The sequence below is a fragment of the Methylocystis sp. genome, assembly GCF_050251305.1.
In the GTDB taxonomy this organism is placed as follows: Bacteria; Pseudomonadota; Alphaproteobacteria; order Rhizobiales; family Beijerinckiaceae; genus Methylocystis.
Window position 1 is genome coordinate 23,493 of record NZ_JBFWNB010000024.1, and the last position, 26,028, is coordinate 49,520.

The 26,028-nt window shown below is 64.0% G+C and carries 27 protein-coding genes, 1 tRNA gene and 1 pseudogene; 22 read left to right on the forward strand and 7 right to left on the reverse strand.

Translation table 11 applies throughout. The annotated features are described in order from the left end of the window. Window positions 1-150: 150 nt before the first annotated feature. The 3 genes and pseudogenes from petA to AB7F41_RS09880 all read left to right on the forward strand — a co-directional run. Window positions 151-681, forward strand: a complete 531-nt coding sequence (gene petA / locus AB7F41_RS09870) for a ubiquinol-cytochrome c reductase iron-sulfur subunit (RefSeq protein WP_428380826.1) — start codon at window positions 151-153, stop codon at window positions 679-681. A gap of 50 nt (window positions 682-731) precedes the next feature. Further along, window positions 732-1,970 carry a cytochrome b gene (locus AB7F41_RS09875; protein WP_428380827.1) on the forward strand — a complete coding sequence of 413 codons (1,239 nt, stop codon included), beginning with the start codon at window positions 732-734 and terminating at the stop codon, window positions 1,968-1,970. A gap of 376 nt (window positions 1,971-2,346) precedes the next feature. Next, window positions 2,347-3,189 (forward strand): annotated as a pseudogene (locus AB7F41_RS09880) (cytochrome c1); the annotation flags it as partial. 23 nt (window positions 3,190-3,212) lie between these two features. Here the strand turns inward: AB7F41_RS09880 and smbP are convergent. Continuing rightward, window positions 3,213-3,560, reverse strand: a complete 348-nt coding sequence (gene smbP, locus AB7F41_RS09885; RefSeq protein ID WP_428380829.1) for a small metal-binding protein SmbP — start codon at window positions 3,558-3,560, stop codon at window positions 3,213-3,215. A gap of 189 nt (window positions 3,561-3,749) precedes the next feature. Here smbP and AB7F41_RS09890 point away from each other — a divergent pair, with 189 nt between their 5' ends. The 10 genes from AB7F41_RS09890 (at window position 3,750) to AB7F41_RS09935 (ending at window position 14,693) form a co-directional block, all read left to right on the forward strand. After that, a complete protein-coding gene (locus tag AB7F41_RS09890) occupies window positions 3,750-5,048 on the forward strand; it encodes a homoserine dehydrogenase (protein ID WP_428380831.1) in 1,299 nt (432 codons plus the stop codon). Window positions 5,049-5,054: 6 nt separating this feature from the next. Continuing rightward, a complete protein-coding gene (gene glpX / locus AB7F41_RS09895) occupies window positions 5,055-6,044 on the forward strand; it encodes a class II fructose-bisphosphatase (protein WP_428380833.1) in 990 nt (329 codons plus the stop codon). 267 nt (window positions 6,045-6,311) lie between these two features. Next, a complete protein-coding gene (locus AB7F41_RS09900; RefSeq protein ID WP_428380835.1) occupies window positions 6,312-7,601 on the forward strand; it encodes an RsmB/NOP family class I SAM-dependent RNA methyltransferase in 1,290 nt (429 codons plus the stop codon). Between the two features lie 171 nt (window positions 7,602-7,772). After that, window positions 7,773-9,377, forward strand: a complete 1,605-nt coding sequence (guaA, locus tag AB7F41_RS09905) for a glutamine-hydrolyzing GMP synthase (protein WP_428380837.1) — start codon at window positions 7,773-7,775, stop codon at window positions 9,375-9,377. A 253-nt stretch (window positions 9,378-9,630) separates the two neighbouring features. Next, window positions 9,631-10,434 carry an SGNH/GDSL hydrolase family protein gene (locus AB7F41_RS09910; protein ID WP_428380839.1) on the forward strand — a complete coding sequence of 268 codons (804 nt, stop codon included), beginning with the start codon at window positions 9,631-9,633 and terminating at the stop codon, window positions 10,432-10,434. Between the two features lie 158 nt (window positions 10,435-10,592). Then, entirely contained in the window at window positions 10,593-12,050 is a 1,458-nt protein-coding gene (locus AB7F41_RS09915; protein ID WP_428380841.1) for an MBOAT family O-acyltransferase, read from the forward strand. A gap of 23 nt (window positions 12,051-12,073) precedes the next feature. Continuing rightward, on the forward strand, window positions 12,074-12,403 hold the full coding sequence (locus AB7F41_RS09920; RefSeq protein ID WP_428380843.1) for a hypothetical protein: 330 nt from the start codon (window positions 12,074-12,076) through the stop codon (window positions 12,401-12,403). Beyond that, entirely contained in the window at window positions 12,403-12,978 is a 576-nt protein-coding gene (locus tag AB7F41_RS09925) for an alpha/beta hydrolase (protein WP_428381102.1), read from the forward strand. Before AB7F41_RS09920 ends, AB7F41_RS09925 begins: the two co-directional genes overlap by 1 nt. Before the next feature lie 619 nt (window positions 12,979-13,597). Beyond that, window positions 13,598-14,266, forward strand: coding sequence for a methyltransferase family protein (locus tag AB7F41_RS09930; RefSeq protein WP_428380845.1), 669 nt, complete (start codon window positions 13,598-13,600; stop codon window positions 14,264-14,266). A gap of 67 nt (window positions 14,267-14,333) precedes the next feature. Next, window positions 14,334-14,693 (forward strand): protease inhibitor I42 family protein, encoded by a 360-nt coding sequence (locus AB7F41_RS09935; protein ID WP_428380847.1) that lies wholly within the window; start codon window positions 14,334-14,336, stop codon window positions 14,691-14,693. Here the strand turns inward: AB7F41_RS09935 and AB7F41_RS09940 are convergent. Beyond that, window positions 14,690-15,559 carry a methyltransferase domain-containing protein gene (locus tag AB7F41_RS09940; RefSeq protein WP_428380849.1) on the reverse strand — a complete coding sequence of 290 codons (870 nt, stop codon included), beginning with the start codon at window positions 15,557-15,559 and terminating at the stop codon, window positions 14,690-14,692. The two genes, AB7F41_RS09935 and AB7F41_RS09940, sit on opposite strands and share 4 nt — an antisense overlap. Window positions 15,560-15,863: 304 nt before the next feature. On the opposite strand from AB7F41_RS09940, the gene AB7F41_RS09945 reads away from it, so the two are divergent. From AB7F41_RS09945 to AB7F41_RS09960, 4 genes are all read left to right on the forward strand, one after another. Continuing rightward, window positions 15,864-16,376 carry a L,D-transpeptidase gene (locus AB7F41_RS09945; RefSeq protein ID WP_428406540.1) on the forward strand — a complete coding sequence of 171 codons (513 nt, stop codon included), beginning with the start codon at window positions 15,864-15,866 and terminating at the stop codon, window positions 16,374-16,376. Between the two features lie 353 nt (window positions 16,377-16,729). Continuing rightward, window positions 16,730-17,233 (forward strand): YbjN domain-containing protein, encoded by a 504-nt coding sequence (locus AB7F41_RS09950; RefSeq protein ID WP_428380853.1) that lies wholly within the window; start codon window positions 16,730-16,732, stop codon window positions 17,231-17,233. Beyond that, window positions 17,230-18,048: a pyrroline-5-carboxylate reductase gene (gene proC / locus AB7F41_RS09955; RefSeq protein WP_428380855.1), complete on the forward strand. Its 819-nt coding sequence runs from the start codon at window positions 17,230-17,232 to the stop codon at window positions 18,046-18,048. Before AB7F41_RS09950 ends, proC begins: the two co-directional genes overlap by 4 nt. A 73-nt stretch (window positions 18,049-18,121) precedes the next feature. Next, a complete protein-coding gene (locus AB7F41_RS09960) occupies window positions 18,122-18,793 on the forward strand; it encodes a TetR/AcrR family transcriptional regulator (protein WP_428380857.1) in 672 nt (223 codons plus the stop codon). An 18-nt stretch (window positions 18,794-18,811) separates the two neighbouring features. On the opposite strand, the gene AB7F41_RS09965 is transcribed toward AB7F41_RS09960, so the two are convergent. Genes AB7F41_RS09965 through AB7F41_RS09975 form a run of 3 tightly spaced genes read right to left on the reverse strand, consistent with a single transcriptional unit; the run spans window position 18,812 to window position 21,506 of the window. Beyond that, complete coding sequence (locus AB7F41_RS09965) at window positions 18,812-20,182, reverse strand: ATP-binding protein (protein ID WP_428380859.1); 1,371 nt, start codon at window positions 20,180-20,182, stop codon at window positions 18,812-18,814. Next, a complete protein-coding gene (locus AB7F41_RS09970; protein ID WP_428380861.1) occupies window positions 20,179-20,946 on the reverse strand; it encodes a response regulator in 768 nt (255 codons plus the stop codon). The genes AB7F41_RS09965 and AB7F41_RS09970 overlap by 4 nt, the downstream gene beginning before the upstream one ends. Further along, complete coding sequence (locus AB7F41_RS09975; protein ID WP_428380863.1) at window positions 20,943-21,506, reverse strand: MarR family winged helix-turn-helix transcriptional regulator; 564 nt, start codon at window positions 21,504-21,506, stop codon at window positions 20,943-20,945. Before AB7F41_RS09975 ends, AB7F41_RS09970 begins: the two co-directional genes overlap by 4 nt. A 134-nt stretch (window positions 21,507-21,640) precedes the next feature. Between AB7F41_RS09975 and AB7F41_RS09980 the strand changes: the two genes are divergently transcribed. Further along, window positions 21,641-22,531 (forward strand): branched-chain amino acid aminotransferase, encoded by an 891-nt coding sequence (locus AB7F41_RS09980; RefSeq protein ID WP_428380865.1) that lies wholly within the window; start codon window positions 21,641-21,643, stop codon window positions 22,529-22,531. 48 nt (window positions 22,532-22,579) lie between these two features. On the opposite strand, the gene AB7F41_RS09985 is transcribed toward AB7F41_RS09980, so the two are convergent. Continuing rightward, a complete protein-coding gene (locus AB7F41_RS09985; RefSeq protein WP_428380867.1) occupies window positions 22,580-24,046 on the reverse strand; it encodes an aspartate aminotransferase family protein in 1,467 nt (488 codons plus the stop codon). Next, complete coding sequence (locus AB7F41_RS09990) at window positions 24,043-24,492, reverse strand: hypothetical protein (protein WP_428381114.1); 450 nt, start codon at window positions 24,490-24,492, stop codon at window positions 24,043-24,045. The genes AB7F41_RS09985 and AB7F41_RS09990 overlap by 4 nt, the downstream gene beginning before the upstream one ends. On the opposite strand from AB7F41_RS09990, the gene AB7F41_RS09995 reads away from it, so the two are divergent. From AB7F41_RS09995 to AB7F41_RS10010, 4 genes are all read left to right on the forward strand, one after another. After that, window positions 24,452-25,063, forward strand: a complete 612-nt coding sequence (locus AB7F41_RS09995) for a cold-shock protein (protein ID WP_428380869.1) — start codon at window positions 24,452-24,454, stop codon at window positions 25,061-25,063. The genes AB7F41_RS09990 and AB7F41_RS09995 overlap by 41 nt on opposite strands. A gap of 39 nt (window positions 25,064-25,102) precedes the next feature. Next, window positions 25,103-25,561 carry a DUF192 domain-containing protein gene (locus AB7F41_RS10000; protein WP_428380871.1) on the forward strand — a complete coding sequence of 153 codons (459 nt, stop codon included), beginning with the start codon at window positions 25,103-25,105 and terminating at the stop codon, window positions 25,559-25,561. Window positions 25,562-25,641: 80 nt separating this feature from the next. Beyond that, window positions 25,642-25,718, forward strand: a tRNA-Pro gene (locus AB7F41_RS10005). A gap of 67 nt (window positions 25,719-25,785) precedes the next feature. Beyond that, the coding region (locus tag AB7F41_RS10010) for an ETC complex I subunit (RefSeq protein ID WP_428406541.1) at window positions 25,786-26,028 on the forward strand (243 nt) is incomplete at its 3' end.

The following is a 26,028-nucleotide window of genomic DNA, read 5'->3' on the forward strand; positions in this document are numbered from 1 at the left end:
TAGCGCCACGGTGTTGTGTCGCAGGGGCAATAGCCAAATTTCCCTGTCGCGGCTTGTGGACAGCGGCGGAGATTCGCGTAAAACGGATCGACTTGGGCGCAGCCGCCGCCTCGGCCGCGAAGACTTGAGAGCGTTGGGAGAGGTTCGAGCGTGACAAGCAAAGATGCCGCCGCGAACCCGTCGGAGCCGAGCCGGCGCGATATCCTCTATGTCGCGACGGGAGTCGCCGCTGCGGGCGCCGCAGCCGCCATGGTCTGGCCGCTGATCGCCCAGATGAATCCGGACGCCTCCACCCTCGCGCTGGCCTCAACGGAAGTCGACCTTTCTGGAGTTCCCGCAGGCCAGATTGTCACGGTGAAATGGCGTGGCAAGCCGGTTTTCGTGCGTCATCGGACGCCGGCCGAGATCAAGGCGGCCGAGGACGTCGCCTTGTCGGCGCTGCCCGACCCGGAGCCGGATTCCAAACGCGTTCAAAAGCCGGAGTGGCTCGTCGTCGTGGGCGTCTGCACGCATCTCGGCTGCATTCCGACCGGCAAGGAAGGCGAATACAACGGCTGGTTCTGTCCCTGCCACGGCTCGGTCTACGACCTGTCGGGACGGATTCGCAGCGGCCCGGCGCCGACCAATCTGGAGGTGCCGCCTTACGCCTTCATCGCCGAGAACAAAATCAAGATCGGCTAGCCAGAGGCGCCGTTCATTTTTCCGCGCGATATTCCGAGAGCATAGAGCCCATGGAAGGACATTCCCAATACACGCCCAAGAGCGGCTTCGCGCGCTGGTTGGAGCGCCGTCTGCCGATTTTGAGCTTCGTGCATGATTCCTTCGTCGCATATCCGACGCCGAAGAACCTGAATTACATGTGGGTGTTCGGCGCGATTTTGAGCTTCATGCTCGTCGCGCAGATTGTGACCGGCGTCGTTCTGGCGATGCATTACACCCCGGAGACGACGCTCGCCTTCGATTCCGTCGAGAAGATCATGCGCGACGTGAATTGGGGAACGGTGTTGCGCTACGCGCACGCCAATGGCGCGTCGATGTTCTTCCTCGCCGTCTACATCCACATCTTTCGCGGCATGTATTACGGCTCCTATAAGGAGCCGCGCGAGGTCCTATGGATTCTCGGCGTGATCATTTTCATGCTGATGATGGCCACGGGCTTTCTGGGCTATGTCCTGCCCTGGGGGCAGATGTCCTTCTGGGCGGCGACGGTCATCACCAATCTGTTCTCCGCCATTCCCGTCGTCGGCACGTCGATCACCACCTGGCTGCTCGGCGGCTATTCCGTCGACAATCCGACGCTCAACCGATTCTACGCTCTGCACTATCTGGTGCCGTTCATCATCGTGGCCTTCGTCATCCTCCACGTTTGGGCGCTGCATGTGACGGGTCAGAACAACCCGTCCGGCGTCGAGGTGAAGGACATCAAGCGGGACACCGTCCCCTTCACGCCAAATGCGACCCTGAAGGATGGGGTCGGCATTGTGGCCTTCCTCGTGGTCTACGCCTGGCTGACGTTTTTCGTGCCCAACTATCTCGGGCACCCCGACAATTACATCGAAGCCAATCCGCTCGTGACCCCGCCGCACATCGTGCCGGAGTGGTATTTCCTGCCCTTCTACGCGATCCTGCGCGCCATCCCGAACAAGCTGCTCGGCGTCATCGCGCTCTTTACGTCGATTCTGATTACCGCGGCGCTGCCGTGGCTCGACACGTCGAAGGTCAAATCGGCTGTTTATCGGCCGCTGTTTCGCAAGGAGTTCTGGGTTTTTCTCGTCGTGTGCGTCGGCCTTGGCTATCTTGGCGCGCAGCCCGCCGAAGGCGTCTATCTCTGGTTCGCGCGGGTGTTCTCGGCCTATTATTTCCTGCACTTCCTGGTCATTTTGCCGCTCATCGGCAAGATCGAGAAACCGGAGCCCGTTCCTGAATCGATCGCCGCTTCGATCGTGCGCGGGGATACCTCCCATGTCTGAGGCGCGCGCAAAATCCACGCAGCGGCGGTCTTCGATGAAGCGCCGAATGTTGGTTTCCGTCGCGGTCGCCGCGACGATGGCGCTGGCGGCCGGCGCCGCCTGGTCGCAGGAGGAGACGCCGCCGCCCGCCGCCGACCAGGTCACCGAGCCTTCCGCGCCCGATCATGGCGCCGCGACGTCGGCCCCCGATCAGGGAACGACGCCTCCCGCTTCCGATCAGGCGCCGCCGCCTGCCGACGAGCAAGGCGCCGCGCCTCCTGCGAGCGATCAGACAGCAGCGCCTCCCGCTGCCGAACCGGCTGCGCCGCCTTCCGCGACGGACCAGACAACAGCGCCTCCGACTGCCGAACAGGCTGCGCCGCCTCCTGCGGCCGATCAGGGAGCAGCGCCTCACGCTGCCGAACAGGCCGCCGCGCCTGCCGAGAAGGAAAAGGAAGCGCATCACGAGAGCGCGCGGCATGAGGAGAAGCCCAAGCGCTTCGACTGGAGTTTCGCCGGCGCTTTCGGCCGCTACGACAAGGCGCAGTTGCGCAGAGGATTCAAAGTTTACAAGGAGGTGTGCTCCTCCTGCCATTCGATCAAAATGCTCGCGTTCCGCAATCTTTCGCAGCCCGGCGGGCCGGAATTTTCCGAGAAAGAGGTCGAAGCGCTCGCCGCGAGCTACAAGGTCAAGGACGGGCCGAACGAGTCCGGCGACTATTTCGACCGGCCGGGGCGCCCGAGCGATCGCTTCCCGCCGCCTTTCGCCAATGAGCAGGCGGCGCGCGCCGCGCTTGCCGGCAATTATCCGCCGGACATGTCGGTGCTCGCCAAGGCGCGCGGTTATTCGCGCGGCTTCCCGCTCTTCCTGGTGGACGCCTTGCCGGGCTTTTCCTACCAGGAGCATGGGGTCGACTACATCGTGTCTCTGATGGAAGGGTATGAGGACACGCCGCCCGACGTGAAGATGCCGGATGGTCAGTTCTATGATCCCTATATGCCGGGTCGGCGTATCGGCATGCCGCCGCCGCTCTCGGACGGCGTGGTGACATATGACGATGGCGCGCCGCAGACGATCGACCAATACGCCAAGGACGTCGCGGCGTTCATGATGTGGGTCGCCGAGCCGCATCTTGAGTCACGCAAACGGGTCGGGCTCGGCGTGGTCGCCTTCCTGCTCGTCTTCGTCGGGCTGCTCTATTACACCAAGCGCAAGATCTGGTCGAACGTGCCCCACTAATCCGCGGCGTTCGCGCGAGAACCCTATTTTATCTTCTTGAGGTCGGCGAGCGCGCGGGTCGCATGCTTGGCCGCGCGCCCCGTGTCGCCAAAGCGCGCGCGCATTTCGGCGAGGCGCAGTTGCCTGATTGCGCGATGCAGCAGCTTGTTGGCGGCGTGGTCCCTTTCGCGGGCCTTCTCGTGGAGCGCCTCGCGCGCATGTCCGAGCGCGCTCATCACATGTGTAACGACCTCTTTGGAATCGCTCTTCGCATCGTCGATCGCCTCCTGCGTGTGCTCGATCGCCGCCTGAACATGGACGCCAATGCCGGCCATCGCATAAGAGGCGAATAGAGCCAGCATCGCGGCGGACAGAACTGCAAATACGCTCATTCGGCGAGTCATTAGTCGTCTCCATCGATGCCAGAGGCTTGGCTTCGGCTTCCCCAAGAGTTAGGGCGTCGGCGGAAGCTTCTCAATCCGGCGCCTGTGCGCGATTTCTTGATTGAAGGCGCCAAATCAGGCACAAGGCCCTACGACTCGGGGCTCGAACGCCCATCATTTATTCCCGGAAAGGTTGTAATGTCGGAGATCATGCGCGTCGGCATCGCGGGGCTCGGCACCGTCGGCGCAGCGGTGGCGCGCTTGCTCAGCCGGCAGGCCGACGCGCTGACGGCCCGGACAGGCCGGCGAATCGTCGTGGCCGGCGTTTCGGCGCGCGACCCGGCGAAGGAGCGGGACGCCGACCTCTCCGGCGCGGAGTTCTTCCACGATCCGGTGAAGCTCGCGTCCTCGCCGTCGATCGATCTTTTCGTCGAATTGATCGGCGGCTCGGAAGGGCCGGCGCGCGCCAGCGTCGAAACGGCGCTCGCGCATGGCAAACCGGTCGTCACCGCGAACAAGGCCCTGCTTGCCGCGCATGGCCTGCATCTCGCGGCGCTTGCCGAGGAGCAGCACGCGGCGCTGGCGTTCGAAGCTTCCGTCGCCGGCGGCATTCCGATCGTGAAGACGCTGCGCGAAGGACTCGCCGGCAATTCGATCGAGCGCGTCTACGGCATTCTGAACGGCACCTGCAATTACATCCTGTCGCGCATGGAGCAGGAGCAGCTGTCGTTCGAGCAATGTTTGGAAGAGGCGCAGCGGCTCGGCTACGCCGAGGCCGATCCGACCTTCGACATCGGCGGTTTCGACACCGCCCACAAGCTTGCGATTCTCACGTCGCTTGCGTTCGGCACGCGCATCGCCGCCGACGCCATCGACATCGAAGGCATCGAGCGCGTGACTCTCGCCGACATCGACGCGGCCGCTGAGCTTGGCTATCGCATCAAGCTGCTCGGCGTCGCGCAGCGCACCGCCGATGGCGTCGAACAGCGCGTGCATCCGACAATGGTGAGCAAGAAATCCGCGGTCGCTCAGGTGATGGGCGTGCTGAACGCCGTCACCATCGACGCCGACGCCGTGCATGAGCTGACGCTTGTCGGGCCGGGGGCGGGCGGCGACGCCACGGCCTCGGCCGTCGTCGCCGACATCGCCGACGTCGCCAAGGGAGTCCGTTCGGCGCCGTTCGGCCTGCCGAACGCGAAGCTCGCGACGCTCAAGCGCACGCCGATGCAGCGCCACGAGGGCGGCTATTACATTCGCATGTCGGTGCGCGACGTGGCCGGCGCTTTCGCCAAGATCGCGACGCGGATGGCCGAGCGCCGCATTTCGCTGGAAAGCATCGTGCAGCGCGGCGCGCGCGGCGCGCCGGGCGCTTGCGTAGACGTGATCCTCATCACCCATGCGACGAGCGAACATCTCGTGCGCGAGGCGCTGGATCTGATCTATCAGGACGGCGTCATCGTCGCGCGCGCGCAGGTCATCCGCATCGAACGTGAGTAGCGCGACATGACGCAACAGCTCGAAACCGACGCGTCGCAGATTGACCGCTACCTGACGTTGGAGCTGGCGCGCGCGTCCGAATGCGCCGCGGTCGCGGCCGCGAGACTGCGCGGGCGCGGCGACGAAATGGCCGCCGACCTCGCCGCGGCGCAAGCGATGCGCGAGGAACTGTCGCGGCTTCCGGTGCGTGGCCGCATCGTGATCGGCGAGGGCGACCGGGACGCGTCGCCGCTGCTCTATGTCGGCGAAGAGATCGGCGCCGGCGTCGGGCCGCGCGTCGACCTCGGGGTCGCCGCGCTCGAGGGCTCAACCCTTTGCGCGAAAGACATGCCGGGCTCGATCGCCGTCGTCGCGATGGCTCCGGCCGGATCGCTCCTGCATGCGCCCGACGTTTACATGGACAAGATCGCGATCGGGCCGGGATATCCCGAAGGCACGGTCGATCTCGATCACGATCCGGGCGACAATGTCAGAGCGCTGGCGATCGCCAAGGGGGTTCGGCCAAACGAAATCACCGTGAGCATTCTTGATCGACCGCGCCACGCCGACATCATTCGGGCGTGCCGCAAGGCGGGCGCCTCCGTGCGCCTCATCACCGACGGCGACGTCGCGGCGATCATTCTCACCACCCATCCTTCGGAAACGGGCGTCGACATGTATCTGGGCCGCGGCGGCGCTTCGGAAGGCGTGCTCGCCGCCTGCGTGCTGCGTTGCGCCGGCGGCCAGATGCAGGGGCGGCTGGCGCTCGAGACGCGCGACCAGATCGCGCAGGCCGAACGTCTGGGCCTGCTCGAGCGGCGTCGCAAATACGCCGTCGGCGACATGGCGGCCGGCGACGTCGTCGTCTGCGTGACCGGAGTCACCGTCGGCCCCCTCGTCGACGGCGTGGCGCTGGGCAGGACGACGATCGACACGGAGACGATCGTCTATCGCTCAGCGACGGGCACGATCCGCCGCATCCACGCGATACATCGCGCCGAAGGGAAGTTCGATTGACGTCCGACTAGTAGGTCCGGCCGGTCTCGAGCTGAGTCTTGGCGTCAAGTTTGCGCCGCGGCGGCGGAGGATAGTCCGGCGGCGGCGGAGGTTGCGTGGCGCAGGCCGCGAGCGACAAAGCGATGAATGAAGCAAAGATCAGATGAAGGCGCCGCATCAGTTTCGTCCGGGTTTGTCAGAACGGCGCGCATCGACGCGCCTTCAATTTAGAAGCGCGAGCTTGGCGACCAAATTATGTCCGTCGCGGCCGGCCGGAATGGCGCGCCGATGACTCCCGCTGCCCATGTCGCCGCCGCCATCGAAGTTCTCGAAGATCTGACGCAGCGCCGACGTCCGGCCGCCGACGCGCTGAAGGACTGGGGCATCGGGCACCGCTTCGCCGGCTCGAAGGATCGCGCCTCGATCGCGAGCCTTGTCTTCGACGCGCTGCGCAAGCGCGCTTCCGCGGCCTGTGTCATGGGCTCGGACGCGCCCCGCGCGATCATGCTGGGCGCGTTGCGCGAGGCGCGCGGGCTCGACGTCGCGGCGATCGCGGCGCTCTGCTCCGGCGCGGGCCATGCGCCGCCGCCGCTGTCCGACGACGAGCGCGCGCGCCTCGCGACAGCCTCGCTCGACGCGGCGCCCGACCATGTGCGCGGCGACTATCCTGAATGGCTGGCGGCGCGGTTCGAGGCGGCCTTCGGCGCGGGCGCGGCCGATGCGGGCAGGGCGCTCGCCGCCCGCGCGCCGGTGGATATACGGGTCAATATTCTGAAATGCTCGCGCGAACAGGCGCTCGACAAGCTCGCGCATCTCGCGCCGGCGCCGACCCCCTTGTCGCCGATCGGCCTGCGCATCGACGTGGGGCACGGCAGGGGGCCGGCGCTGACGAGCGAGACCGCCTATCTGAAGGGCCTCGTCGAACTGCAGGACGAAGCCTCTCAGCTGGCGGCGCTGCTCTGCGCCGCGGTGCCCGGCGAGCAGGTTCTCGACCTCTGCGCCGGCGGCGGCGGCAAGACGCTGGCGCTCGCGGCGCAGATGCATAACCGCGGACAGATTTACGCTTATGACTCGGATGCGCGCCGGCTCGCGCCGATCCATGAGCGGCTGGCGCGGGCCGGGGCGCGCAATGTCCAGGTGCGCGCGCCGCGCGGCAAGACCGACGTGCTCGCCGATCTCGATGCGCGCTGCGATCTGGCGCTGATCGACGCGCCCTGCACGGGAACCGGCGCCTGGCGGCGCCATCCCGACGCCAAATGGCGGCTGGCGCCCGGCGCGCTCGAGCTGAGGCTGAAGGAGCAGAGCGACCTGCTGGCGAAGGCCGCGCGTTTCGTGAAGCCCGGCGGACGGCTCGTTTACGTCACCTGTTCGGTGTTGCGCGAAGAGAACGAAGACCAGGTTGCGGCGTTTCTCGCGGCGCATCCTGATTTCACGGCGCGCCCGGCCGTGGAAATGGCGCGGCAGGCGGGCCTGCCCGACCTCGCGCGCTTCGCGTCGCCGCATGGCGCCGGCATCCGCCTGTCGCCGGCGACGAGCGGCGCCGACGGGTTTTATGTGTGCGTCATGGCGCGGCGCTGAGTTGCGCGCCCGGCGCCCCTCTCTTAAGACCAGTCCGAGCGCTCCAATTCGCGTCATGCCCGCGCGTGTCGCGGGCGTCCGCGCCGACATTCGCAGCCCCTGGCGTGGAGGGCCGTCACACGCCCGGCGATGACGGCGAACTCCATCAGGTTTGTTCATGCAGGTTTGTTCATGACCGCCGCCGCTGACGCCTTCCATCACGACATCGCCGATCGCCACGACAAGGTGTTGATCGTCGACTTCGGCTCGCAGGTGACGCAGCTCATCGCGCGGCGCGTGCGCGAGGCGGGAGTCTATTGCGAGATCGCGCCGTTCCAGAACGCCGAACGCGCCTTCGCCGACATCAGCCCCAAGGCCGTCATCCTGTCGGGCGGGCCATGCTCGGTGACGGATGAAGGCTCGCCCCGCGCGCCGCAGAGCATCTTCGACTCCGGCGTGCCGGTGCTCGGCATCTGCTATGGCGAGCAGACGATGGCGATGCAGCTCGGCGGCAAGGTCGAAGGCGGCCATCACCGCGAATTCGGCCGCGCCGACGTCACCGCGCTGGAGACAAGCGCGCTGTTCGACGGCGTATGGGAGAAGGGCGGCAGTTTCCCGGTCTGGATGAGCCATGGCGACCGCGTGACGAAACTGCCGGACGGCTTTCGCGTCGTCGCCGCCTCCGAGAACGCGCCTTTCGCGGCGATCGCGGATGAGCGGCGCGGCTATTACGGCGTGCAGTTTCACCTCGAGGTGGCGCATACGCCCGACGGCGCGCGGCTCTTATCGAATTTCGTGCATAAGGTCGCGGGGCTGAAGTCCGACTGGACGATGGCGGCGTTCCGCGGCGAAGCGATCGCGGCGATCCGTCGCCAGGTCGGCGAGGGGCGCGTGCTCTGCGGCCTCTCCGGCGGCGTCGACAGCGCCGTCGCCGCGGTGCTCATTCATGAAGCGATCGACGAACGGCTGACCTGCGTCTTCGTCGATCACGGCCTGCTGCGGCAGGGCGAGGCGGAAGAAGTCGTGCGGCTGTTCCGCGACCATTACAATATTCCGCTGCATCACGTCGAAGCGGCGGAGCTGTTTCTCGGCGCGCTCGAAGGCGTCGACGATCCGGAGACGAAGCGCAAGACGATCGGCCGGCTCTTCATCGAGACCTTCGAAGCCGAGGCGAAGAAGATCGCGCTGGACGGGCGCGGCGCGCCGCAGTTTCTCGCGCAAGGCACGCTCTATCCCGATGTGATCGAGAGCGTCTCATTCACCGGCGGCCCGTCGGTGACGATCAAATCGCATCATAACGTCGGCGGCCTGCCCGAGCGCATGAACATGCGGCTCGTCGAGCCGTTGCGCGAACTGTTCAAGGACGAAGTGCGCGCTTTGGGCCGCGAGCTCGGACTGCCGGAAGCGTTCGTCGGACGCCATCCCTTTCCGGGGCCGGGACTCGCGATCCGCTGCCCCGGCGTCATTACGCGCGAGAAGCTCGCGATTTTGCGCAAGGCCGACGCGGTCTATCTCGACGAGATCCGCAAGGCGGGATTGTACGACGACATCTGGCAGGCGTTCGCTGCGCTCTTGCCGGTGCGTTCGGTCGGCGTGATGGGCGATGGACGCACGTACGACTATGTCGTCGCGCTGCGGGCGGTGACGTCGAGCGACGGCATGACGGCGGATTTCTATCCCTTCGACATGAGTTTTCTCGGCCGCGCCGCGACGCGGATCATCAACGAAGTGAATGGCGTCAACCGCGTCGTATATGATGTGACGAGCAAGCCGCCGGGCACAATCGAGTGGGAGTGAATGACGCCGTCAGCCACGATCGCTGACGATGCGACGGCGTAGCGCTATCTGAATCTGAAGGACATTCTTGCGCATTGCTGTGAATGAAACGCAGCACGCGCGATTTTCGCCATATTTACCAGCCACTCTGCGGCAAAATCTGGGCGCTGCGCCGCCCAATGCGCCGATGAACTGCGGCCCGCGAAACTGTCCGACATGGTTCGTGACCTGGGCGCCGTCGAATAGCCTCTCCAAGCTTAGGAGTACATCCGACATGCTTCTTAGGAGCTGGATTTCGCGCAACTGCCGTAAGGGCATTTCCGTTCAGTTCAAAGCGATCTGCATCTTGAGCGTTGTGCTGGGCCTCAATCAGATTGATCCGGCGCAAGCGCGCGAACAAGACGCTCTCATAGACAAGGTCGCCCAGCGACAATCATCTCAGCCGCAGAAAATTGCGGTTGTCGGCGATTCGCTCGCGAAGGAGCTTGGCCACGGCATGCAACGGCTTCTCCGCGAGGCGGACGACCACACAGTCGTCACCTTCGCCAAGCCCGCGACAGGTCTCATGCGGGACGATGTCTACGATTGGCAAGCGGCGTTGAAGCAATTCCTTGCAAAAACCAAACTCGATCTGATCGTCGTCATGATCGGCGGCAATGACCGGCAATCGATCTTCGTGGACGGGCATCGCCTGTCTCGCGGCTCGCCGGCGTGGCGGGCCGAATACGAACGCCGCGTGGCGCGGTTCATGGATGCGCTGACGACCGCCAACGCCAAGGTCTATTGGATCGGTTTGCCGGCGGTCCGGTCGGCAAAAATGACCCAGGACTATCGCGAGCTGAATCAAGTTTTTCGCAAGCAGGCCGAAAAGCACAAATTCGCCTACGTCAGCACCTGGAAGGATTTTGTCGACGAGGGCGGCGATTATTCGTCCTTCGGTCGTAGCCTCAATGGCGTGAAACGTCGTCTGCGCAAGGAGGACGGGATGCATTTCACGCTCGACGGCGAACTCCTGCTAGCGCATGTCGTCGCCCAGGCGATTGGTCTGAACGTGAACCAGGTCAGGATCGCCCGCTGACGGTCCGGCGCGCAGGGAATCCGGCCGTAACGCCGAAGCGAGAAATGTAAGGAGCGAAAAACAGACGCTCGTCCGCTGACTGCCGTCGCAGGAATCTTTGTTGATGTGCGCGGCTGTCGACCTAGGAGAACGGCAACAGGGATCCGTCGGGAGCCGTCATGCTTTTTCCCACGCTCGCATTCGCCATATTCTTCATGCTGGTCTTCGCGCTTGCGTGGGCCTTCGCCTCGCGCGCCACATCGCGCAAGGCGTTGCTGCTCGGCGCGAGCTACTTTTTCTATGGCTGGTGGGATTGGCGCTTTACCGCTCTGCTCGCCGGAAGTTCAGCGTTCAACTATCTGGGCGGGGCGCTGCTCGGAAAGACCAAGGACGAAAACGCGCGTTTCTGGATCGTCGCCGGCGCGGTCGGCGTCAATCTCGCCGCATTGGGCTTCTTTAAATATTATGATTTCTTTCTCAACAGCTTGACCGATCTCTTATTGAGATTGGGCTTGCAACGAGACATGCCGTTTCTGGAAATCATACTGCCGATCGGCATTTCCTTCTTCACGTTTCAGGGCATTTCCTATGTGGTCGACATCTACCGCAACCGCATGAAGCCCGTGTCGTCGCCGCTCGATCTGTTTCTCTACATTTCGTTTTTTCCTCAGCTCGTGGCCGGTCCGATCGTGCGCGGATCGGACTTTCTGCCCCAATTGTCGAAACCGCCACAACTCACGCGAATCGCCGCAGTCTACGGCTTTCTCCTGATTATGGCCGGCATGCTGAAAAAGACGGTGGTGGCGCATTATCTTGCCGTCGATCTCGTCGACCCTGCGTTCGACAATCCCTCATCGGCGAGCAGCGTCGATCTTGCCGCTGCGCATTATGCGTACGCGGTGCAGGTATATTGCGATTTCTCCGGCTACAGCGATATCGCCATCGGCGTGGCCGCTTTGCTGGGGCTGCGCTTCAAGAAGAATTTCGATCGCCCGCTCGCGGCCACGTCGTTGCAGCAGTTATGGCAGCGGTGGCACATTTCACTGTCGACCTGGCTGCGCGATTATCTCTACCGGGCGCTCCGCGGAGATAAGCACAAGACCGAATGGCATATGCATCGCAGCACGCTCATGACCATGCTGCTCGGCGGACTTTGGCACGGCGCCAATTGGACCTTCGTCGTCTGGGGCTCCATTTTAGGTTTTGCGCTCGTTATCGAACGCGTCGTCAAAAGTCGCTATGCGCAATGGCGAGCGCAATCCGCGTCATCCGTCGCCGGCGGTTCAAATCCGGTTCTTCTGTTGAGTTTCGCGGTTATGGGCTGGTTCGTCACATTCCATGTATTCACTTTGGCTGGCGTCTTTTTTCGTTCGCCCGACATCCATGTCGCATTCAGTTACTTCGAACAAATGTTCTCCTTGTCGGGCGGCGTGCAATTGTTCACCCCCTTTCTGCTGTTGCTGACTGCTGGAGCAGTCGGCATGCAGTTCTTGCCAGGAAATATGTTGGAGAAGACAGCGGAAAAACTCCGCGCCGCTCCGGCAATGGCGCTCGGCGTTTTATTCGGCGGAGGACTTCTGCTGATCAAGTTTATCGGCCCCGAGGGCATCGCGCCGTTCGTCTATTTCCAGTTTTAGGCCGGAACCAAGGGAAGAAACGCATGGACGACAGACTCACTGGATATCGCTGGTTGCCGCTGGGGCTGCCGCGCATTCAGTTCCTGCGCTCACCGGCAAAAGTCAGGATTTCGGAAACGCGCGCAAATGTCCAAGCGTGCATCCTTATCCTGGCGATGGCGTTTGCGCTGATGGGCGTGTTCAATTCGCGCGACCTATGCAGCTTTGCACGCGATCTGCCGGGCGGCTGGCTGAGCGATCAACTGGTGATCGGCGCAGATCGCTGGCACGATTTGATGCTCGCACTGGGGCCGGCGCACCTTCGGCCGGCCGTTCGCGAACTGTTTCAAACCCTTCACGGCATGAGCTGGTGATGTCGGCGCTGGATAACGCCATTATCCTGCACGGCGCTTGCGAACGCGCTGAATATTTCAGTTCCGAACATCCGGCGCAGTCGAATAGTCATTGGCTGCCGTGGATGCAAAAACAGCTGCTGATCAGAGGAGTCGCCACGCAAACGCCGGAAATGCCCAGCCCCTATGATCCGGATTACGGTTCGTGGAAGCGAGAGTTGGAGCGCTTTGATATCGGTCCCAGGACGCTGCTGATCGGCTACAGCTGCGGCGCCGGCTTCTTGCTTCGCTGGCTGAGCGAACGCGTCGTTCCCATCGCGAGGCTTATTCTTGTCGCCCCCTGGCTGGATCCGGAAAGGGCGCGCACCGACGCCTTCTTCGACTTCAAGATTGATTCCGCATTGGCCAGTCGCGCAAAGTCCATCGATCTTCTGGTTTCGAACGATGACCATGCTTCCATTCAAAAATCCGTTGAGCAGATCATCGCGGCGTTACCTCCGATCAGAGTGCACCGATTTCGAGAACTCGGTCATTTCACCTCGGAGGATTTAGGCTCGACCGCCTTTCCGCAGTTGCGCGCAATCGCGTTTGAATAGAACAGGGCGTCAGGACGATAATCGTTAGCCTATTTCGGAGGCCCTGCGCCGACGGCGTCGCCCTCGCTCGGGGATGACAAGGTCGCCACGCGGAGTGGGCGCCAGAAGGAATTCCTTGTGTCTCGGTGGCGCATTCCGTTGAAGATGTGCGCTGATCGCTCGATCAGCCGATCGACAAAGATCTCGTGCCGCAAGGCATGAATAGGGGATCACGGCTGACAAGGACTGTGGTTGACGTTCAGAACGCGCAGCGGCGCGAGGCTCAGATCGTTCTCTCATTTTTTAAAGGAGTTTGTTATGCGAAATCTTCGGTCCCCTGGGGTCGCCTTTTGCGTCGGCGTCGCTATTTTCTCCTCGGCGGCAATTGCGCGGCCGGTGACGACAGATGATTGCCTCTCGCGCGGGCTGTGCGCTTACGTCAACACGAAGGGTCGCGTAACCTGCGGAAAATGTCCGGGACAAGCCAAAGCGGCGGTCTGGTTTGCTTCGCGCAGCCAGGCGGTTTCGAAGCGGCAAAAGTAAGCTAGATTTCCGCGGCGCAAAAAAAGGCGGCTGCGAAGGCCTCAGTGGCGCGCTCGTCTTCGCGGTTCCTGTAACGTCGTCTGATCAGAGGTGGCGCATGATCGTGATCTATTCGCTGCTGATCCGCGCCCTGGCCGTTGCGCTGTCGATCGGATTGTATCTCGCGCTCGCGATCATCGGCGGCGGCGGGGTTGACGCCTTCTTTTCCAACTCGGCGCGGACGGCGCTTGTCGTCGTCACCTTCGCGCTGGGGGCGGCGTCGCTCTTCGTCGGGGGCAATTTGAGTCCCGGTCTGCGGGAGGACCGCGGCAACCGATGGGTCATCGCGGCCTTTCTGATCATCAGTCTGCTCGCGGCTTATCTGCCCGCCTGGGCCGACCGAGAAGGAATCTGGCCATTGGACGGGAACGCGGTGCGCTGGCTCGGCGTTGCGTTGCTTGCGGCGGGCGGCGCGTTGCGCCTGTGGCCTGTCGCCGTTCTCGGGCCGCGTTTCAGCGGCCTCGTCGCCATCCAGCCCGGCCATGAACTGGCGACTACGGGACCTTATAGCCACGTCAGGCATCCGAGCTATCTCGGCCTGTTGATCTCCGCGATCGGCTGGGGGCTGGCGTTCAACACCGTGGTCGGCGTTCTGTTGGCCTTGGCGAATCTTCCGCCGCTCGTCGCGCGGATGAACGCCGAGGAGCGCTTGCTGAACTCCACTTTCGGCGCGGCCTATGACGACTATCGGGCGCGCACCGCCAGGCTCATTCCCGGCGTGTATTGAATCGCCGGATTCGGATACAGACGAGCCGGCCCGTCATCGCCAGGTTGCGCCGCGAAGGAACCAGATCATGAAGCGCCTGCGGTCAGTTCTGCTGCTGTTCAGCCTGTTCATCGCCTTTCCCGCGCAAGCCGGCGACGTCATCAGGCTCGCGCCGGGACGCGGCGCGAACTTCTCGCTGCAGGAGAATGCGACGACCGGCTATTCCTGGCGCATCGATCGGAACGCCAGCCGCAATCTCGGCATTCTGTCGATCTCGGATGGCGGGCGAAGCGTCGGTCGTCGGCGCATGGTCGGCAGTCCCAGCGTGCGCCACTGGAAAATCCGCGCGCTCAAGCCCGGACACGCTGAAATCGTCTTCGCCTATCAGCGTCCCTGGGAGCCGGCGCCCGTTAAAACCCGCAGCGTCGCGGTGGAGGTTGCGCCTTAAGCGTCGCTCTCGCGCGTGGTTTTCATCGCATCTTCAAGCCGCATGGTGGCCGAGCCCGGCTTCGCCGGCTTCTGCTGGCTCTCATGCGGCGCCCAGCCTGAGGCCCAGACGATCTCGAAGCTCGCGCGCACGCGTCCGTCGGCGTCCGAGAAGCGCTCGGCGTAAATTTCTGCGGCGCGCGCCAAGACATCGCGTCGCAACGGCTTTCGCGCGCGCTTGGCGAGGATGTTGGCGGCCCCCATGGCGCGCAGATCGTCCATCAGGGCGAACATCGAATCGTAGCGCAGCGTGAAACTGTCGACGTCGGCGACGGGCAGGGCGAAACCGGTCCGCTGCAGCAGCGCGCCGATGTCCCGCACGTCGACGAAAGGCGACACGCGCGGACTTGCGCCGCCGGCGATTTCCTCTTCCGCCTGCGCGAATGCGGCGCGAAGCTCGACAAGGCTGGCGCCGCCGGCGAGGCAGGCGACAAACAGTCCGTCCGGGAAAAGCATGCGTCGCGCCTGCACTAGCGCGCCCGGCAGGTCGTTGACCCACTGCAACGCCATGCCTGAGACGATCAGATCGAAGGCGCCGGGCGCAAAGGGCGCGGCTTCTTCGTCGATGATGACGTCGCCGGCGAAGCCGCTCGCGCGCACAGGCGGCGCTCGGCCGCTCGCCACGACGGCCTGCGCGAAATGCGCGCTGGGCGACCCGAGATCGAGCGCGCGCGGAAACGCGCGCTTCACCGTCAGCAGACGATCGAGCAGATCGTCGGCGGCGCGCGCCATCAGGAAATCCGGCGCGTCTTTCGACCAGGCGCGGCGCAGGCGCCTGCGCAGCAGCGCGCGATCGAAAATTTTCGGCGGTCCGCCTGTCTCGCTCATGCCTTACGACCGCGCCTGCGCCAGATAGCTTGGCAAGTGCGCAATGCGCATGAATTTCGACGGAGGAATGGCGCAATTACGACGCGATGGTCTGAAGCGAAGCGCGACGATGATCACAACATCCTGGAACATCTTAAGGTTAAGCCATAACCTGAAGACGTGAAACTCTTCGACAAGATCAAGGCGAAAGTTAGACTGCGCGCATTCGAGAAGTCGCTGTCGGGGCTTCAATAAACAGGGTGTGAGCGTCATGCGTAATCTGTTTGTTCTCTTGCGTCGATCCCGCAACGCCAGGCGGATGGGGATGCTCCAGACGTTTCTTCTGGCGACGGTCGCGGGAGCCAGCCTTGCCACGCTTCCACAGGACGCCAATGCGCGCAACATCGTTTCCATCTCTCCGGACGTCGCTCCCGGCACCATCGTCATCAGCGCCAGCAAGCGGCGGCTGTTCTACGTCGTCGACACCGGAGTCGCCATAAGCTATCCGGTGGCCGTTCCCAAGCGCGGCAAGGAATGGGCGGGTGAAACCTCCGTCGAAGGCAAATATGTCAATCCGGACTGGGTTCCGCCGGCGGTCGTGAAGGCCGATCATCCCGAACTGCCGAATTTCATTCCGGGCGGCTCGCCGCGCAATCCGATGGGCGTGCGCGCGCTGACGCTTGGGCGCGGCGAAGTGGCGATCCACGGCACGACGCGCAAGATGCGGGCGTCCGTCGGCACGGCCGCCTCCTACGGCTGCATCCGGATGTTGAATGAGGACGTTTCCGACCTTTACGAACGCGTGAGCGTCGGGTCGCCGGTCATGATGACGCGCTAACGCCCGCGGCGCCCTCAATCGAAGGCCTCGCCCACGGTAGCGCGCGGGCGAGGCCTTTTTGTCGCCGGGGCCGCTTCTCCACAGCGCATCTCGACCGGCGCGACTCCCTGTGGAAGAGGCTCGCCGCGCCATGGACGCCAGGGCGCGAATCCCGCAGTGTCCGCTCAGAACAAAATCCGATGGTCGCTTTTTTCGCGTCACAGTTCACGTGTGGAGTATAGTGATCGGAAGAGATGATTCGACTTCGAATCAAGTGCTTGAAAAGGAGGCGCCGCTAACGGAATGCTCCACGACGCATCGTCGCCTGTCTTTTAGTCGCCGCGTTATGCTGACATTGAAAAAAAGGTTGGCACATGCTGATCGCAACAGAAAACGAAACGGAACGCGCTGAACATCCTGTGGATGTCGTGGAGCAACTGGCGGCCACCAACGATTGGTCCTTCGACCGAGACGATGAAGACGAGATTTCAATTTCCGTCGCCGGCGCATGGACGGAATATCACGTCGCCTTTACTTGGCTTCCGCATCTTGAAACGCTGCACATCAGTTGCGCCTTCGATCTTAAGGCGCCGGAGCGCAGGCGCGGCGAACTGATGTCGCTCGTCAATGCGATCAACGAGCAGATGTGGATCGGACATTTCGACTTCTGGCCGCAGGAAGGCGTGGCGATGCACCGTCATGGCCTCATCTTGACCGGCGGCGCGCAACCCTCGGCGACGCAATGCGCGGCCCTGCTGGATAATGCGCTGCAGTCCTGCGAGCGGCATTACCAGGCCTTCCAGTTCGTGTTGTGGGCCGGAAAAAGCGCTCGTGAGGCGCTCGCCACCGCGAACTTCGAAACGAAAGGCGAGGCGTGACCGAAGGGTCCGGGCTGCGCGGGCGGTCGGTCGCGCTGATCGGGGCCGGCAATATGGGCGTGGCGCTGCTCGAAGGCTGGGCGGCGCAGAATGAGATCGGAGCCGTTTCCATCGTCGAGCCGCAACCGTCGCAGCGGCTTCAGGAGTTATGCGCTGCGCATGGCTACGCCCTGAACGGCGCAGCTGCGCCGCGCGACGCCGTCGTCCTCGCGGTGAAGCCGCAAGCGCTTCAGGCGGGCGCTGCGGCCGCGGCGCCTTACGTGGGGCGCGAGACCGTTGTGGCGTCGATCCTGGCCGGCAAGCGTATTGCCGACATCGCCGCGCTTCTGCCGGCGCCAGCCATCGTGCGCGCGATGCCGAATACGCCGGCGGCGATCGGGCGCGGCGTCACCGGCGCCTTTCCAAGCGCAGGCGTCAGCGCCGACCAGCGGGCCCTCGCCGATGCATTGCTGGGCGCGGTCGGCGCCGTCGAATGGGTTGACGACGAGGCGCTGATCGACGCCGTGACGGCTGTGTCCGGATCGGGTCCAGCCTATGTCTTCTATTTCGCCGAGTGCCTTGCCGCCGCCGGGGCGGAGGCGGGGCTTCCCGCAGCGCTCGCGGCGCGTCTGGCGCGCGCCACGATCGAGGGCGCCGGCGAACTCATGCGCCGGCAGGCGGAGACGAGTCCAGACGAATTGCGGCGGCGCGTCACCTCTCCCGGCGGCACGACGGCGGCGGCGCTTGAGGTTCTGGAGGCGCCGGACGGTCTTGCCGGGCTGATGCGCCGCGCCGTCGCGGCGGCGAAACGCCGGGCGGGCGAACTCTCCGGCTGAGACGGCGCGCCTTGTCGCACGGCGCTGCGACAGTAAATAGACGCTAGCGGAATTCTTTGACCTGGAGACAGACATGACCAGCGGCGGCCCCCGCGACCGAGTGATTGACGCAACGCTTCGGCTCGCGGCGCGGCGAGAGTTCAATGACGTGACTCTCACCGATATCGCCCATGAGGCCGGCATCTCGCTCGCCGATCTGCGCGAGCTCTTCCCCTCGAAGGGCGCCGTTATGGGAGCGTTTTCCCGGCGCATCGACCGTGAAGTGCTCGACGCCGCGCCGAAGGAAGCCTCGCACGAACCGGCGCGCGAGCGGCTCTATGACGTCTTGCGGCGTCGGCTCGATGCGCTCGGGCCCTATCGCGAAGCGCTGGCGAGCGTGAGTCGCTGGGCGGCGCGCGATCCGCTCACCGCCGCGGCGCTCAATCGGGAAACGGTGAATTCGATGCGCTTCATGCTCGAGGCGGCGGATATCGACAGCGAAGGCCCCGTCGGCTCGCTCAAGCTGCAGGGACTGGCGCTGGCGTGGAGCCGCGTGCTCGATGAGTGGTTCGTCGGCGACATCCATGACGCATTGTCGACGCTCGATCGCGAACTGACGCGCGGCGAGCGCTATGTCGACCGCGCGGAGGATTTCGCCCGGCTGACGCGGCCGTTCTATTCCTTTGCGCAGAGCCTGTTCGGCTGGCGGACCAAGCGCGGGCGCGGTTACGACGACGACGCCGGCTATCCGCACGCCGGCGCGTGACGCGCCGCGATCCTGCGGTCAGAGCGGCAGGCTGACCTTCGCGCGCAAGCCGCCAAGCGGACTGCGATCCAAGGTGATGTCGCCGCCGTGGGCGCGCGCGATGTCGCGCGCCACCGCGAGTCCGAGACCCGAGTTGCCCTCGTTCTGGCTGCGCGATTCCTCCAGCCGGTAAAATGGCCGGAAGGCGTCCTCGCGGCGCTCCACCGGAATGCCCGGACCGTCGTCGTCGACGTTCAGCGTCATCGTCACGCCGTCGTTGATCGCCGAGAGTTCGATACGTTTGCCGTAGCGCTGCGCGTTGCCGACGAGATTGGCGAGCAGCCGTTTGATCGCCGCCGGGCGGGCGACGATCTTGGGATCGCCCTCGATCTTGACGGCCGCCGCCAGGCCGCGCTTTTCGGTGTCCGCCTTGAGTTCGGCGAGGATGTCGGAAATGTCCGTCGGCGACGACGTGCCGTCGCCGTCGCCGCGCGCAAAGGCGAGATAGGCCTCGACCATTCGCTCCATCTCGTCGACATCCTTGCGCATCTCGACGGCTTCGTTGGAGTCGCCCATGAGCGCGAGCGAAAGTTTGAAACGCGTGATGATTGTCCGCAAATCGTGCGAAACGCCATTGAGCATCGTCGTGCGCTGTTCGATCGCGCGTTCGAAGCGACGCTTCATGCCGAGGAAGGCGGCGCCGGCCTGACGCACTTCCCGGGCGCCGCGCGGGCTGAACTCGACGTTGCGGCCCTTGCCAAACTCCTCGGCGGCGCGGGCGAGACGCAAAATCGGCCGGATCTGGTTTCGCAAGAAGGACGTCGCGATGGCGAGGATGATCACCGAAGCGATCGCCATCCACATGAAGAAAATATAAGAATTGGTGGCGTAGGCGTGTGTGCGCGTGGCGAACATTCTAAGCGTCGCGTCGTCGAGCGCGACGCGAATTTCGATCAGACTGCCGGGAAGGGCGGTGTTGATCCAGAACGGCTCCTTCAACCGGCGCGAGAGCGCTTTGGTCAGCGCCTTGTCGAGCAGCGAGAACAGAGACGACTTTGGCGCAGGCGCGGGCAGATCCGCCTTAGGCAGAACCGAGATCTCCATGTTGAGATCGAAGGCGGCGATGCGTCGAAGTTGCGCGTGCTCCGGGTCTTCCGGGAAGGTCTGGTAGATATCGACGAGCGTCGCGACCTGCCGGGCCATTCCCGCCGACAGACTATAGGTCACGACTTCCCAGTGCCGCTCCATGAAGACATAGGCGACGGCGGACTGGAGCAGCACGACCGGCAGAATCACGATCAGCAGCGCGCGGGCGTACAGCCCCTTGGGCATGCGATCATGCAGCCAATTGGCGAAGCGGCGCCACAGATTACGGGGCGCGGCGAGAACTTCCGGCAGGACAACTGTCATCGTGACCACTCTATATCACTTTGGCGGTTGGCGTGCAGCGGCTGGACGAGCAGGCGATAGCCGTGGCCGCGAACGGTTTGAAGATAGCGCGGCGTATTCGGATCGGCTTCGATCTTACGTCTCAATCTGGCGATCTCGACGTCGACGCTGCGCTCGCTCGCGTTTCGTTCGGCGTCGCGTTGCGCCAGAGTCTGGCGCGACACGATGGCCCCGTCGCTTTCGGCAAGCGCCCGCAAGAGATCGCGCTCGCGCGTCGTCAACCGAATGGGCGCGCCGGCGCGCAGCAATTCGCCGCGCGACGGATCGAAGACGAAATCGCCGAAGCGTTTCGGTCCCGGAATCTCCGGGCGTCGCGCCCGGCGCAAGATGCTGGCGATGCGCAGCGACAATTCGCGCGGGTCGAAAGGTTTCGCGAGATAATCGTCCACGCCGGCTTCCAGTCCTTCGACGCGGTTCGCCGTCTCGGTCAGCGCGGTCAGCATCAGGATGGGCGCGGACCGCAGGGGTTCGGGACTGTTGCGCAGCCGCGCCGCGAAGGCGGTGCCGTTTTCCCCCGGCATCATCACATCCAGAACGATGAGATCGAATGTGAAGTCGCGGAGTCTGGCGTTCGCCTCCTTCGCGTCGGCCGCGGCGCTGACCAGATAGCCTTCGTTCATCAAATAGCGGGACAGCAGCGTGCGGATACGGTGATCGTCGTCGACGACGAGAATATGGGCCGCTTTCGCCTTCGGCGCGGCGGCGCGTTGCGAAGAGACGGTCATGTCGCGCCGCCAGCCGATTTCGCGGCGGCAAGATGCGCGCGAACGCGCTCGCGCTCGTCGCAATCGATCATCGCGAACAGGAATTTCGAGGCCGCGCCGCGCGCCGCAGGCGGCAGTTGGTCCATGACCTTTAAAAGACGCGCCGATTGCAGCGCAGCAAGATCGCGCGCCAGCTGGGCGCCTTTCGGCGTCGGATAGAGAAGACGCTGGCGCCGGTCGACGACGCCGGCGCGCGCCTCGACGAAGCCCGCCTCGAGAAGCTGCTTCAACACGCGGTTGAGGCTCTGCTTGGTGATCTTCAATATATCCAGAAGCGCCGCGATGGTGAGGCCGGGACGCCGGCTGACGAAATGGAGAACGCGGTGGTGCGCCCGTCCGAAACCGTAGTTTTCGAGCAGTCGATCGGCGTCGCCCACGAAATCGCGGTAGGCGAAGAAGAACAGCTCCACGAGTTCGAGAGCGTCTTCGTCGCTCTTGGTCGGCGCCGCGGGCGTCGTGGCGTCCGGCCACGCGACTGCGGACCCCGGCGCGGTTATTTTTCCCGGTAAGAGCTCATTCACGCTGGTTCTTGCCTGACGTTTGGCGCGAGCTATTTACGTCAACTATATTGACATAAATCTGACCGATGGCTAGTGCTGACCAAGCGTCGCAGCGCCTTGTTTGGCCTCTCGATCGCGTCTTCCCGGAGTTCGCTATGTCGCTTCCGCCCTTCGATCAGCGCGACGGATTCATTTGGTATAACGGCGCGCTCGTTCCATGGCGCGAGGCGAAGCTGCACGTGCTGTCGCACGGGCTGCACTATGCGTCTTGCGTCTTCGAAGGGGAGCGCGCCTACGGGGGGGCGATTTTCAAGTCTCGCGAACATTCCGAGCGATTCCAGAACTCGGCGCGGATTCTCGACTTCGAGATTCCCTACAGCGTCGAAGAGCTCGACGCCGCAAAACATGAAACCGTCAAGGCGAACGGCCTGTCGAATTGCTACGTGCGCCCGGTCGCCTGGCGCGGCAGCGAAATGATGGCCGTGGCGGCGCAGAATTCGACGATCAACGTCGCGATCGCCGTCTGGGACTGGCCGAGCATGTTTGACGTCGAGACAAAGATGAAGGGCGTCAAGCTCGACATCGCCGAATATCGGCGGCCGGATCCGATGACCGCTCCGTCGATGGCGAAGGCCGCCGGCCTCTACATGATCTGCACCATTTCGAAGCATCGCGCCGAGCGGCGCGGCTTTGCCGACGCGCTGATGTACGACTGGCTGGGACGGGTCGCCGAATGCACCGGCGCCAATGTCTTTTTTGTTCAGGATGGCGCGCTGCATACGCCGATCGCGGACTGTTTCCTCGACGGCATCACCAGACGCACCGTGATCGACCTGGCGAAAAGACGCGGCGTTGACGTCGTCGAGCGCCGAATCATGCCCGAGGAAATGGCGTCGTTTTCGGAATGCTTCATTTGCGGCACCGGCGCCGAAGTGACGCCGGTCTCTGAAGTCGGCGACTATCGCTTCACGCCCGGCGAGCTGTCGCGGGCGTTGATCGAAGACTATTCGCGCGAGGTCGAGAAGCAGCCGTCGCCGGCGGTCTGAGGGCGACGCTGCGCGCCGAGACGACGCGGCGTCGAACCCGATCGGCGATCAGCCGCTCATCCGCGCCTTGATCGCATGTTCCGCCAAAGTCTTGCCGAGCGACCAGACGGCGGAAGGCGCTTTGTGCGCATCTGCGATCACCGCGTCGAAGGATTGCTCGATCCAGTCGCAATCCTCGTTGGAAATGGTCAGCGGCGGCAGCAGCTTGATCGTGTGATTTCCGTGCCCGGCCACTTGCGTCAGCACCTTGTGATCGCGAAACAGCGGGATCGAGATGAGCTGGCAGAACAGGCCCGAATTGACCGTCTCCAGAAGATTCCAGGCGGCCTTCAGCTTGAGGGACTTCGGAGGCCCGAATTCGATTCCGATCATCAGGCCCTTGCCGCGCACGTCGGCGACAAGCTCGTAGCCTTCCGCCATTTTCTGGAATGACGCGAGAAGGCGGTCGCCTTTCTCGGCGGCGTTCTCGATCACCCGCTCATTCTTGAGTGCGTCCAGCGTCGCGATTCCCGCGGCCATGGCGAGATCGTTCTTGCTGAAGGTCGAGCCATGCACCACGGCGCGATCCATGCGGTCGAAGACCTTGTCGAAAATCCACTTGCGCGCCAGCACCGCGCCGACCGGCACCTGTCCGCCGGACAGCGCCTTTGCGACGACGACCATGTCGGGTTCGACGCCAGGGTAGTGATCGATCGCGAAAAACCGTCCCGTCCGTCCCAGACCCGTTTGAATTTCGTCCGCGACGAACAGCGTCCCGTATTTGCGGCAGAGCGTCTGAGCGCCGAGCAGGTAGCCCTCTTGCGGAATGTTGACGCCTTTGCCCTGGATCGGCTCAACGAAGAAGGCCGCTACGTCGCGCGTCGCCAAAGCGCGTTCGAGAGCTTCGAGATCGTCGAACGGGACTTCGCTCGCGTTTGGCAACAGCGGTCCAAAACCCCTCTTGAAGATTTCGTCGCCATTCATGGACAACGAACCATAGGTCAGGCCGTGAAACGAATGCGCGCAGTGCAGGATGCCGGGGCGACCCGTCGCGGCGCGCGCGAATTTGATCGCAGCCTCAACCGACTCGGCGCCCGAGTTGGCGAAAAACGCCTTGTCCAGCCAGGGCGCGTAGGCGAGCAATTTTTCCGCGAGAACGCCGGCGAGGACCGAAACGTCCAGTTGCACAAGGTTGGCGAGTTCGCCGTCGAGCACGCTCACGAGCGCGTCGCGCACGGCAGGATGGTTGCGCCCGAGCGCGAACACGCCCCAGCCGCTGAGAAGGTCGAGATAGCGGTCGCCCTGGCGGTCCCACAGATAGGGGCCGAGACCGCGCACGAACGCGACGTCGTAGCCGATCGTCTTAAGTACGCGCACCCACATTTCGTTGAGGCGCTTCGAATGCAGCGAGAAGCGCTCATTCTCGCGGGCCGTCACGAGCTTGGCGAGGTCGTAGCGCGGATCGATCCGCGCGGAGGCGCTTTCCGGAGCGAACGCGGCGGGTGCGCTCGTTGGCGCGATGGTCGAGTCGGTCATTGGCGGCGCTCCAACCGAGGAATGGCGGGCCAGGCGACAGGGCGCGCGACGCTCGCCGGTTTCCGATTGCGCGCACGGGGCGCGTTTGTCAAATCGCCGCCGATGTGGCGCATGAGCCACAGATCCCGAGATTTTTGCGCGTTCGGCGATGTCATTCGCGTCGAGGGAGCCATTTGTCGCGCAATATCGTGCGCACAAGGAAATGCACGCATGCAGGTTTCAGCATGAACGACAATGGCTTCGCGAATTTTACCGGGCGCGCGGCGCGTATCCACAGACATTCCGCCCAGCGATAAAAATTGGCGGTTGGATGACGCGCGGCGGATGTTATCCTGTTTGAAGTGATTCATGAGCGACGCGGGGTGATTCGCGCCTTCGGAGAAATCGCCAGCGCGCGCCAGTCGAATGCTCTGGATCAGCATGGGGAGTTGGTCGGTGAGCGCCAAAGTGACTTTTCAGGATGATTTGACAGCGAACGCGACAGAGTCCGATGAGTCCGGTCTTGAGTTGGTCGAAGTCGCGGGACAGATTAAATGGTTCGATGTCGCCAAGGGCTATGGCTTTGTGGTGCCGGACGACGGCTCAGCCGACATACTCCTGCATGTGACCATTCTCCGCCGCAGCGGCCTGCAGACCGCGTTTGAGGGCGCGCGCGTCGTCTGCGAGGCGCAGAAGCGCTCGAAAGGCATGCAGGTGTTTCGCGTCATCGCCATGGACGAGTCGACGGCGGTCCACCCGTCGCAGTCGGCCGCCGGACGCACGCATGTCCAGGTCGTTCCGACGAGCGGCTATGAGATCGCGATCGTCAAATGGTTCAATCGCGTGAAGGGATTCGGATTCCTCACGCGCGGCGAAGGCACCGAAGACATTTTTCTGCACATGGAGACGGTGCGCCGCTACGGCATGACCGAACTCAAGCCCGGCGAAAGCGTCCTTGTGCGCTACGGGGGCGGCCCCAAGGGCCTCATGGCGACCGAGGTGCGGCCGCTCGAGGCCAAGAGCGCGCCGTCGCACTGACCCATCCGTGCTGCGCGAGGCTCTTTGGAGCGCTTCCTGATGAGAGCTGCGCATTCCTTCCGCTTACTGGTACTGTCTGTGCTGCTGGCGCTCGCGCCGGCCGCCGCGCGAGCCGAGCCCGCTGTGGAAACCGTCCGCATCCTGACCGCGACGGGAGAGCACGACTTCAGAGTCGAAGTCGTCAACACGCCCAAGGCGCGCGCCCGCGGCTTGATGTATCGAAAATCGATGCCGGACGATCACGGCATGCTGTTTGAATTCAAGGCCGAGGGCCCGGTCTCGATGTGGATGAAGAACACGTATATCCCGCTCGACATGGTCTTCATCGCGCGCGACGGTCGGGTCGTGGGCGTCGCCGCGGATACGGAGCCTTTCTCGGAGCGGATCATTGCTTCGCCCGAGGCGGCCGCCGCGGTTCTCGAACTGAACGCCGGCGCCGCCCGGCGCATCTCGCTGGCGCCCGGAGATCAGGTGCGGCACCGCATATTTAGGCGATAGGCGCATTCCCTTGTGAGGAGCCGGCTTGCGTGATAGCGAAATTCCAGCGAGCTGGCGCCGGATTGGCGCTGTGCGTCCGGCGGGGTATGGCGCAGCCTGGTAGCGCGGAAGTTTTGGGTACTTCAGGTCGCAGGTTCGAATCCTGCTGCCCCGACCAGCGCACAGCCCGCCGAGCGTCGTTTTCTCGCCGAGCGCTTCGAGCGCAGCGTCAATGATGAGGCCATATGACCGCACGCATCTATCTTCCGGCGCCGAGCGCCACCCAATCCGGTCCCGGGTCAGACCTGTGGCGGCTGGATTTCGAGCCGGAGCTGCCGCGCAGCATCGAGCCGCTGATGGGCTGGACGAGCTCCGGCGACATGCGCCAGCAGGTCAGGCTTAAATTTGCGACCAAGGAGGAGGCGATCGCCTACGCCGAGCGCAACGGGCTTGCCTACAGGGTCGAGGAGCCCAAGCCCAATCTCGCC

Bases quoted from the DNA above. Each gene is read 5' to 3' on its own strand.
- AB7F41_RS09875 (WP_428380827.1), top strand. From the start codon at position 732: ATGGAAGGACATTCCCAATACACGCCCAAGAGCGGCTTCGCGCGCTGG.
- smbP (WP_428380829.1), bottom strand. From the start codon at position 3,560: ATGAGCGTATTTGCAGTTCTGTCCGCCGCGATGCTGGCTCTATTCGCC.
- AB7F41_RS09890 (WP_428380831.1), top strand. From the start codon at position 3,750: ATGTCGGAGATCATGCGCGTCGGCATCGCGGGGCTCGGCACCGTCGGC.
- glpX (WP_428380833.1), top strand. From the start codon at position 5,055: ATGACGCAACAGCTCGAAACCGACGCGTCGCAGATTGACCGCTACCTG.
- AB7F41_RS09900 (WP_428380835.1), top strand. From the start codon at position 6,312: ATGACTCCCGCTGCCCATGTCGCCGCCGCCATCGAAGTTCTCGAAGAT.
- guaA (WP_428380837.1), top strand. From the start codon at position 7,773: ATGACCGCCGCCGCTGACGCCTTCCATCACGACATCGCCGATCGCCAC.
- AB7F41_RS09910 (WP_428380839.1), top strand. From the start codon at position 9,631: ATGCTTCTTAGGAGCTGGATTTCGCGCAACTGCCGTAAGGGCATTTCC.
- AB7F41_RS09915 (WP_428380841.1), top strand. From the start codon at position 10,593: ATGCTTTTTCCCACGCTCGCATTCGCCATATTCTTCATGCTGGTCTTC.
- AB7F41_RS09920 (WP_428380843.1), top strand. From the start codon at position 12,074: ATGGACGACAGACTCACTGGATATCGCTGGTTGCCGCTGGGGCTGCCG.
- AB7F41_RS09925 (WP_428381102.1), top strand. From the start codon at position 12,403: ATGTCGGCGCTGGATAACGCCATTATCCTGCACGGCGCTTGCGAACGC.
- AB7F41_RS09930 (WP_428380845.1), top strand. From the start codon at position 13,598: ATGATCGTGATCTATTCGCTGCTGATCCGCGCCCTGGCCGTTGCGCTG.
- AB7F41_RS09935 (WP_428380847.1), top strand. From the start codon at position 14,334: ATGAAGCGCCTGCGGTCAGTTCTGCTGCTGTTCAGCCTGTTCATCGCC.
- AB7F41_RS09940 (WP_428380849.1), bottom strand. From the start codon at position 15,559: ATGAGCGAGACAGGCGGACCGCCGAAAATTTTCGATCGCGCGCTGCTG.
- AB7F41_RS09945 (WP_428406540.1), top strand. From the start codon at position 15,864: ATGCTCCAGACGTTTCTTCTGGCGACGGTCGCGGGAGCCAGCCTTGCC.
- AB7F41_RS09950 (WP_428380853.1), top strand. From the start codon at position 16,730: ATGCTGATCGCAACAGAAAACGAAACGGAACGCGCTGAACATCCTGTG.
- AB7F41_RS09960 (WP_428380857.1), top strand. From the start codon at position 18,122: ATGACCAGCGGCGGCCCCCGCGACCGAGTGATTGACGCAACGCTTCGG.
- AB7F41_RS09965 (WP_428380859.1), bottom strand. From the start codon at position 20,182: ATGACAGTTGTCCTGCCGGAAGTTCTCGCCGCGCCCCGTAATCTGTGG.
- AB7F41_RS09970 (WP_428380861.1), bottom strand. From the start codon at position 20,946: ATGACCGTCTCTTCGCAACGCGCCGCCGCGCCGAAGGCGAAAGCGGCC.
- AB7F41_RS09980 (WP_428380865.1), top strand. From the start codon at position 21,641: ATGTCGCTTCCGCCCTTCGATCAGCGCGACGGATTCATTTGGTATAAC.
- AB7F41_RS09985 (WP_428380867.1), bottom strand. From the start codon at position 24,046: ATGACCGACTCGACCATCGCGCCAACGAGCGCACCCGCCGCGTTCGCT.
- AB7F41_RS09995 (WP_428380869.1), top strand. From the start codon at position 24,452: ATGCTCTGGATCAGCATGGGGAGTTGGTCGGTGAGCGCCAAAGTGACT.
- AB7F41_RS10000 (WP_428380871.1), top strand. From the start codon at position 25,103: ATGAGAGCTGCGCATTCCTTCCGCTTACTGGTACTGTCTGTGCTGCTG.